General features: G+C 46.0%; 7 protein-coding genes, 1 tRNA gene and 2 pseudogenes. 6 read left to right on the forward strand and 4 right to left on the reverse strand.

The genetic code is table 11. The annotated features are described in order from the left end of the window. Positions 1-251, forward strand: a 251-nt coding sequence (locus H6G48_RS05025) for a zinc ribbon domain-containing protein (RefSeq protein ID WP_190719717.1), incomplete at its 5' end; no start/stop codon positions are given. Between the two features lie 110 nt (positions 252-361). On the opposite strand, the gene H6G48_RS05030 is transcribed toward H6G48_RS05025, so the two are convergent. Beyond that, on the reverse strand, positions 362-721 hold the full coding sequence (locus tag H6G48_RS05030; RefSeq protein WP_002763426.1) for a DUF6464 family protein: 360 nt from the start codon (positions 719-721) through the stop codon (positions 362-364). A gap of 231 nt (positions 722-952) precedes the next feature. Here H6G48_RS05030 and H6G48_RS05035 point away from each other — a divergent pair, with 231 nt between their 5' ends. Together H6G48_RS05035 and H6G48_RS05040 are read left to right on the forward strand one after the other, a co-directional pair. Beyond that, positions 953-1,501 (forward strand): RDD family protein, encoded by a 549-nt coding sequence (locus tag H6G48_RS05035; protein ID WP_185239757.1) that lies wholly within the window; start codon positions 953-955, stop codon positions 1,499-1,501. Positions 1,502-1,881: 380 nt separating this feature from the next. Next, the gene (locus H6G48_RS05040) at positions 1,882-2,157 is read left to right on the forward strand and encodes a hypothetical protein (RefSeq protein ID WP_002763421.1); all 276 of its coding nucleotides are present in this window, start codon (positions 1,882-1,884) and stop codon (positions 2,155-2,157) included. 226 nt (positions 2,158-2,383) lie between these two features. Here the strand turns inward: H6G48_RS05040 and H6G48_RS05045 are convergent. Both H6G48_RS05045 and H6G48_RS05050 read right to left on the reverse strand, forming a co-directional pair. After that, positions 2,384-2,457: transfer RNA gene (locus H6G48_RS05045), tRNA-Arg, on the reverse strand. 363 nt (positions 2,458-2,820) lie between these two features. Then, a complete protein-coding gene (locus H6G48_RS05050) occupies positions 2,821-3,012 on the reverse strand; it encodes a hypothetical protein (protein WP_043999505.1) in 192 nt (63 codons plus the stop codon). Between the two features lie 206 nt (positions 3,013-3,218). Between H6G48_RS05050 and H6G48_RS05055 the strand changes: the two genes are divergently transcribed. Then, positions 3,219-5,744, forward strand: a complete 2,526-nt coding sequence (locus H6G48_RS05055; protein ID WP_190719720.1) for a mannose-1-phosphate guanyltransferase — start codon at positions 3,219-3,221, stop codon at positions 5,742-5,744. A gap of 79 nt (positions 5,745-5,823) precedes the next feature. Here H6G48_RS05055 and H6G48_RS05060 read toward each other — a convergent pair whose 3' ends face one another. Next, positions 5,824-7,206 carry a flavin monoamine oxidase family protein gene (locus tag H6G48_RS05060; RefSeq protein WP_190719723.1) on the reverse strand — a complete coding sequence of 461 codons (1,383 nt, stop codon included), beginning with the start codon at positions 7,204-7,206 and terminating at the stop codon, positions 5,824-5,826. A gap of 109 nt (positions 7,207-7,315) precedes the next feature. Between H6G48_RS05060 and H6G48_RS05065 the strand changes: the two are divergent. Both H6G48_RS05065 and H6G48_RS05070 read left to right on the forward strand, forming a co-directional pair. Beyond that, positions 7,316-7,858: pseudogene (locus H6G48_RS05065) on the forward strand (M28 family peptidase); the annotation flags it as partial. A 59-nt stretch (positions 7,859-7,917) separates the two neighbouring features. Continuing rightward, a pseudogene (locus H6G48_RS05070) lies at positions 7,918-8,139 on the forward strand (transposase family protein); the annotation flags it as partial. Between the last annotated feature and the right edge of the window lie 193 nt (positions 8,140-8,332).

Here is an 8,332-nt window from a genome sequence, read left to right on the forward strand (position 1 = left end):
GATGGTTTCCTAGCTCTAAAAGATGTAGTAATTGCGGGTATATTGCTGAAAAAATGCCGTTAAATGTTCGAGAATGGGACTGTCCAGACTGTGGGACTCACCATGACCGAGATGTTAACGCTAGTAAAAATATTTTGGCCGCAGGGCTTGCGGTGTCAGTCTGTAGAGCGACCATAAGACCAGAACAGAGTAAATCTGTTAAGGCAGGTGCGAAAAATCCTTCGGGAAAGAAGCAGAAACCCAAATCGTGAGGTTTGGGAATCGCCGTCCGTTTTACGGCGGTGAGGATGTCAAAGGCGATTGATCAATATAGTGGTTAGCTAGGGGAAAAATAGCCAGATTGTTGCCGAAAAAGGCTCTTTTAAGGGTTAATAGTTTCGTAAAAACGACAATCTTGACAGGGACCTGGGGGGTTAATCGCACAGCGCAACAGTTCGGATCTGGCGTTAAAACGACAACTAGCATCCCCCATCACCCAACGTCCTTCAATCAAACTTTTTTCGTTCGGAGTGGGAGCAGTTTGTACATAAAGGGAAATTTTGCGTAAACAATAGCCACCAATCTTGTATTGGTACTGGTGGTGACGTTCCAAAACTGCGTAGGTTTGTCCTTTCAATGCCAAATAATTACCCGGTTGTGGCATCCAATCCAATTGGATCTCTCCCAAACTTTGCCGCGGATGGGTTAGAATAACCTCCGTTGTTAATGAATCTTGTTCCATGATTATCCCTGTATTCTGGGCTACCTTTGCTCAATGGTAGCTTAGATCTCCGAGTCGATTAATAATTATATCTCCTGCAAAAATCAAAAATCTGCCGTTAGGTGAGCAGACCCCCAGACAGAAGACTCCGAGACGGGGGGAGAAAAAAGACAAGAGACAACTATCCTAGAATTGCCAATTTCCCGATTAAAGTGGAAGATAAACCGCAGGATTTTTCCGAGAATTTAGTTTATGGTTTACCCCATCCCACCTGAAGATAATCTACCGCAAAAATTTCCGAAAATTCCCTTAGATCGTCGGGCCTATGCTTTCCTGATCGACTTTGCCTCGATCTGGTTTTTAAGCTCCTTTGCTAACAGTTCACCTGTACTGCAATTCTTCCTTTTTCTCCTGATCTGGTGGTGTTTGCGGGTGTTATTAGTCGCGCAGAATCAGGGTCAGAGTTTAGGACGTTGGGCCCTGGATATGAAGATCATCGATCTACGACTTCAGCGTTTACCCGGAATTTTGGAGTTAAGCAAAAGAGAGGCGATCGCTGGTGGGGGAGCAGCTTTAATGATGGTAGGGTTAAATACTTTTTTTGGCAATCCTTTAAGCTTGATTTTATTATCTTCGCCCCTTTTCGCCGATTGTGGTATGGCGATCGGCGATGAGCAATTTAACCGCGCTTTCCACGATCGCATCGGTGGCACGATTGTTATTCCCACCCGTCGGGGTTTTTCTCTCGATCTACGTTTAAGAAGGCTTTGGTATCAAGTTAAGGGCAGAATGAGAAGATAAATATCAGTGATCAGTGATCAGTTATCAGTGATCAGTGATCAGTTTTAAGTTTTGAGTTTTAAGTGAGCAGTATTATAGCAGTTTTCATCAGAATGAGGTATGGGCAAGGGGCTTAAGCCCTTTGTTGGCAAAACTTGTCGATACCTCAGTAACGTGAAAAGTGCTATATGTGGGTTTTCCTGTAACGGGAAAACCCTTGATTTTGTCTCCCTGACTTGGTAATAGTCAGGAAAGATTAAGACTCCTGATGAGATCGCATTACAGTGGGAATTTAGGAAATCGGATCAGCGTTGGCATCGAAAAGCCCATAATTAAAGTTATTCCCCCATCCGACGGGCATCGGTGGGGGACAAGAATTAGTCTATTAGGAGTTTACCAAAATGTCAGAAGACAGATTAGAGCGGATCGAGAGAATAGTGGAATCGAACGCTCGCGCTATTCAAGCCCTAGCTGATGCCGTCGCTAGTGACCGCGAGGAACGGAAACAGGAGAAAAAAGGGCTTTACGATTACCTAGCTCGAATAGCAAGCGCACAATCAGATTTTTATGAGACTCAAGCCGATTTTTACCGGCATCTAGAGAGAATGGATGATCGACACGCTCAAATGATTGAAATCATCCGACAGATTAACAAGAACAGAAGCGATCAAGCCTAACCTCTAGAAGTTGCCCGTAGCCGTGCCTACGGGCTTAATTAAGCCCGTAAATATTTCGATAATGGGGTTGATGCTATAGCAGTTTTTATCAGAATGAGGCATGGGCAAGGGGCTTAAGCCCTTTGTTGGCAAAACTTGTTGATACCTCAGTAACGTGAAAAGCGCTATAAATAGCAGTTTCCCAGCATCTTTTCACTGTTTACTGTTTACCGATCACTGAAAAAGGCGGGATCGGCCGGGATCGAACCGGCGGCCTAGTGCTTAGGAGGCACTCGCTCTATCCAACTGAGCTACGACCCCAATTTTTTCCCTAACCATGATAAGACATCCACGGCTAAACTGTTGATTGCCGTGGATTATTTAGGGTTTGCTGAATAAATCTAACAACCTTGTTGGATAAGGTTTTTAGACTTTTTTCCCTCAAAAAGTGCCGACCATTGGAGTGATTGGGGGGAAAATTCCGGGACTTTTTCCCTGAAAATTAGGTAATTGACCACCTGAAAATGGGTAAAACCCCACACCCTACCCCCACGAAAAACTTTTTGCCGCAAACCCTATTTAGGGGTTTTTTTTGGGGGGGTAATCTCGACTAATCGGCGAAAAAACACCTCGATACCCAGCTACTTTCTGTTTTATGGCCGTGACCTTGGCAGTATGTTAATTTTATTTGCCCTTGAGGGCTTTTTGAAAATTCTTGCGGTAGGCGGGATTAACAGCCAAAAGAAGCGGCCAGAACAGGGTTAGAGCTAAACGATTGGGTAAACTGGGACTAAAATTAGTGCTTCTGTACCCATTCCAGAATTTCCAACCACCGGCACCATAAACAATTATTAAGATAAAAATAACCAGTCTCATGCCATCTCATCCTTGAATTTAGAGAATTCACATCTCCTATTTTAAGCTTGGGTTTTGCCGACTTGGGAAAAGAAAATATTGTTCTGAATCGGGGGGACGGTGTTAGAATGCCGGTTAGGAACTGGCTCGATCGAGGTCGGGAAACTAAAGCCATAATTTGGAAAAACTATTTAAAAACGGCGAAAAGATAGCCTTGGGAGGAAATTATGCGAGCGGTATTAATGGCAGGTGGTTCAGGGACAAGATTACGTCCGCTTACTTGTGATCTTCCCAAACCGATGGTCCCGATTCTCAACCGTCCCATCGCCGAACATATTATTAATTTACTACGAAAGCATGACATTACCGAAATTATCACCACCCTGCACTATCTCCCCGATGTCATGCGCGACTACTTTCAAGACGGCAGCGACTTTGGGGTAAAAATCACCTACGCTGTCGAGGAGGATCAACCCCTAGGCACCGCAGGATGTGTGAAAAATATTGCCGAATGGTTAGATGATACCTTTCTGGTGATTAGTGGCGATAGTATCACCGATTTTGACCTGCAAAAAGCGATCGCATTCCATAAAAGTAAAAACTCGAAAGCAACCCTCGTCCTGACGCGGGTTGCCAATCCGATCGAATTTGGGGTAGTGATTACCGACAAAGAAGGCAGAATTCGCCGTTTTATCGAAAAACCATCCACCAGCGAGATTTTTTCCGATACTGTCAACACCGGAACCTATATTCTCGAACCAGAAGTCCTCGATTATCTCCCCTACAAAGAAGAAGCCGACTTTTCTAAAGATTTGTTTCCGCTGCTGCTGCAAAGGGGCGAACCTATGTATGGTTATGTGGCCGATGGTTATTGGTGCGATGTCGGTCATCTGGAGGCCTACCGAGAAGCGCAATACGACGCTTTATCCGGCAAAGTTAACCTGGAATTTCCCTATCGAGAAAAATCCCCCGGAGTGTGGGTCGGCACTAATACCTATATCGATCCTAGCGCCCAGATTGAGGCCCCAGCCATGATCGGCAATCATTGTCGTATTGGTGCAAATGTTCTGATCGAGAGGGGTTCGGTTATCGGCGATAATGTCACCATCGGTGCCGGTTCCGATCTGAAACGTCCCATCCTCTGGAATGGTGTGGTGATCGGGGATGAGGTCAATTTAGCCGCTTGTACGATCGCTAGGGGAACCAGAATCGATCGACGGGCCCAGGTACACGAAGGTGCGGTGATCGGACAATTATCGATCGTGGGGGAAGAAGCGCAGATCAATTCCGGGGTCAGAGTCTGGCCGAGTAAACAGATCGAATCGGGAGCCATCCTCAATATTAACCTGATTTGGGGAAATACTGCCCATAAAAACCTCTTTGGTCAACGAGGAGTATCGGGCCTCGCTAACATCGATATCACGCCCGAATTCGCCGTTAAACTGGGGGCATCCTACGGTTCTATCCTGAAACCGGGGTCAACGGTAATCGTCTCCCGGGATCAACGTAGTGTCTCGCGCATGGTCAGTCGATCGCTGATTGCCGGTTTAATGTCCGTGGGGGTGAATATCCAAAACCTACAAGCGAATGCTTTACCGATTTCGCGGACTTTAGTGGCTAAATTAAACGTAGTCGGTGGCATTCACGTTCGTATTCATCCCGATCGCCCAGATTTTCTCTTAATCGAGTTTTTAGACGAAAAAGGGATTAATGTTTCCAAAGCGAGGGAAAAGAAAATCGAAGGGGCCTATTTCAAAGAAGATCTGCGACGGGTGGGAATGCAGGAAATCGGCAGTATGTCCTATCCGGCTGATATTCTCGATAATTACCGCAAAACCTTTGAAACTCAGCTAAATGTAGAGGCTATTCGCAATAGTAGCTCCAAAATCGTCATTGATTACGCCTACGGAGTCTCAGGGGCAATTTTACCAGAATTACTGGCCAAATTTGGCTGTGATGCCGTGGTTCTCAATGCCAGTTTACGTCAGAATGCCCTTTCCATGCAGGAAAGAGAGTTACTAATCCATCAATTGGGCCATGTGGTGGAGGCCCTGAAAGCGAACTTAGGCGTACAAGTTTCGGCCAACGGGGAACAATTAGTCCTCGTCGATGAGAGTGGTTTATCGATTCGCGGGGAACAATTAACTGCTCTAATGGTGAATACAATTCTGACCGCCCATCCGCGCGGTACAGTGGTAGTGCCGGTTCATGCTTCTAGTGCCGTGGAACAGATCGCGCGTCGTCACGATGGCCGGGTGGTGCGGACAAAAGCCAGTCCTAGCGCTTTAATGGAAGGATGTCAAACCAATCCTAATGTGGTTTTAGGAGGATCTGGGCAAACTGGCTTTATTTTTCCGCAATTACATCCCGGTTTCGATGCCATGTTCAGCGTGGCGAAACTTTTGGAGATGTTAACCATTCAGGAACGTTCTCTAGCTCAGGTGCGGGCCGAGTTACCGCGCATTTACAATAAGAATACGGCGGTGCGTTGTCCTTGGAAAGTCAAGGGCTCCCTGATGCGCTATCTAGTGGAGACTCACGCGGATCTTAATCTAGAGTTGGTCGATGGGGTGAAGGTGATTAATCCCCTTAATGATGACTGGGTATTGATTTTACCCGATGCTGGAGAACCTTTAGTGCATATCTATGCTAACAGTGAGCAGCGGGAATGGGTCGATCGGACAATTAAAGAATATCGTCATCGTGTGCAGTATTTCGTCGAACATTACCAGGGCGAAATAGTGATGATTTAGGATTTTTTTGCTCTATTAGCCCCGAAACTTGACTATGATGACTTTTTTGACCTAAAAGGTGGCGTAGCCCTGTAGATGCTCATTTTTCCCGCAAAAGGAAGGCGATTCGATCGGCCGCTGCCTCACCGGTGCGGATCGCTCCCTCAAAAAATCCCGGCCAGCGATCGGCCATTTCTGTGCCGGCCCAGTGAATCGGTCCGACGGGAGTAAAAAGAGCCTCGCCGAAACTTGTCCAGACTCCGGGGGGCATAAAAGCGGAATATGCGCCACCAGTCCAGGGATCCCCGGGCCAATCCACCTCATCATAACTGATCGGCAAAAGGGCCTCTTGACCGAAATAAATAGCTAAATCCGAGAGGACGGCGGCACGACGCGCCGGACTACTCATGGAGCGCCAACGACTATAGCGATCGCCAACCACAAAGGTGGCGATTACCCCGACGCCGGTTTCGGGATCGGAACTATCGGCACAGAGTTCCAACCATTGACAATTCCCTTGAGCAACTCCCGCTAGTCCCTGTTTTCGCCAGAAAGGTTGCTCATAGGAAATCAGGACTTTAGCGCAGCATCCCATCGGTACTCGTTGGGTTAGTTGTTCTCGCTGGGGTGGCAGCGGGGGATGATAAATAATGCGGCCAGCAAGATGGGGCGGCATGGCAATGATGGCAAATTGGGCGGTAAAAGTGTTCTGGCTGGTTTCTATGGTCACGCCGGCCGAGTCATAATTAAGGCGAAAAACCGGTTCCCCCAGTCGAATTCGCTCTCCTAATTCCGCCGCGATCTTGTCGGGAATTTGTCCGGCTCCGCCATGGATCAGTTCGGCTTCTGGATGTTCGGCCTGAGCGGCGCAATTTTGTCCCCAAAGAACGTGCAGCAGTGAGACTTGTTGGGGTTCGGCCGGCCCGAGAAACCCCACTGCACGGGCCATATAAGCAAAATACCATTGACCAAAATCTGTGCTTGTGTTTTCTTCAATCCACTGAGCAAAAGTTTTACTGTCTAGTTTTTTGGTGTGATCGTTGCTTTGGGGATAACCTGAAGGTAGGGTTTTGGCTAGTTCTTGAAAACGCGCCCATGCTGACATCGCATCTTGCCATTCTTCCGTGCCGATATCGGGTACTTCTCCCTCGTGGAAACCTTGAAAAAAACCATTGAATTCATAGCGTTTGTTGTTGAACACTAGGACGGTTTTTCCCTGATTGGGAGAGGGAAAACGACGTATTTTATACTCGTCGAGGAGGGCTAAAAAACGCTCTTGGGTTGGGCCCACCCACTGACCACCTCGATCGATCCACTGTCCGGAGGGGAGATATTGACCAGACATTCTGCCACCGTAACGATTTCGCGCTTCGATTACCAGAACTTGATGACCTCGCCTCTGGAGATTACGCGCGGCGATTAATCCTGCTAATCCCGCCCCAACAACGATACAATCATAGCTAGTCCACTGGAGATTTGTCATGATTTTAGCTCCACAGAGTATTTGATAATTAACAATTATTATTCTCCCCGATTTTTCCCTCAGTTTCTCTATCCATTGGCTCTTTTGATTAAATTATCTGCTGCTATCAATGTTTGATCTTCTTAGCGATCGCTTAAGCCAACACCTAGAACAAATTGTCCGAGAAAGAAACCCTTTTTTCTCTAGTCAAGGACATTTTTATGTGCGAGAATACCTGCGGCAAGAGTTAGGACAGTGGGGAAAGGTTGAATCACATTTTTTCTCATTTCAGGGAAAAGTTTACGAAAATTTAATCTTAGATTTGCCTAATAATAGTCAAAAACCTCCGATTTTAATTGGCGCTCATTATGACACGGTGCCGGGGTCGCCAGGGGCCGACGATAACGCCACGGGATTAGCGGTATTATTAGAATTAGCGAGGTTTTTTGGGGAGAATCAGGCTAATTATCCAATTCGTTTAATTGCCTTCGATCTAGAAGAATACGGATTGCTGGGGAGCATTGCATATTCGGAAAAATTAAAACAAACTAAGCAGGATTTAAGATTAATGTTATCCTTAGAAATGCTCGGTTACTGTGATAAAAATCCCCATTCTCAAAAATATCCAGCTTTTCTAGAACATTTTTACCCCAACACCGGGGATTTTATCGCTGGCTCTTCTAGGTTCTGTGTGAGCATGGTATAATGGTAACACAGAACAGGAGGTGGGTTATGTGGATAAATTTTGATCAACTCCTCGATTTACCAAATGTAACAGTGGTCAATTATCAAAAAATTGCTCAGACAATTTTCCTAAAGCTCGCTCTTTTAAATGAAACAATTGAATGTCCGAATTGCCATCAAATCTTGGACAGAATCAATCAGACAGAGTATAATCTAGTCAGAGATTTGTCAAGATTAGGCAATCCGGTATATTTAGAAGTACCACGCCGCACCCCCCCAACCCCCCCGACATCGGTAGGGTTGATTCATTTAAATTAAGTACAGCGGATTTTGAGTCAATAAATTTGACTGAAGATTCTCAAGTTTATCTTTTTCTAACCAAAAGAATCAGTCACAATAACTAATCTTTAATCCTCTGCCAAATTTATTATGAATAAATTGATAAAGCTTGTTCCCAAGCCAC

The organism is Microcystis flos-aquae FACHB-1344, assembly GCF_014698375.1.
Classification (GTDB): Bacteria; Cyanobacteriota; Cyanobacteriia; order Cyanobacteriales; family Microcystaceae; genus Microcystis; species Microcystis aeruginosa.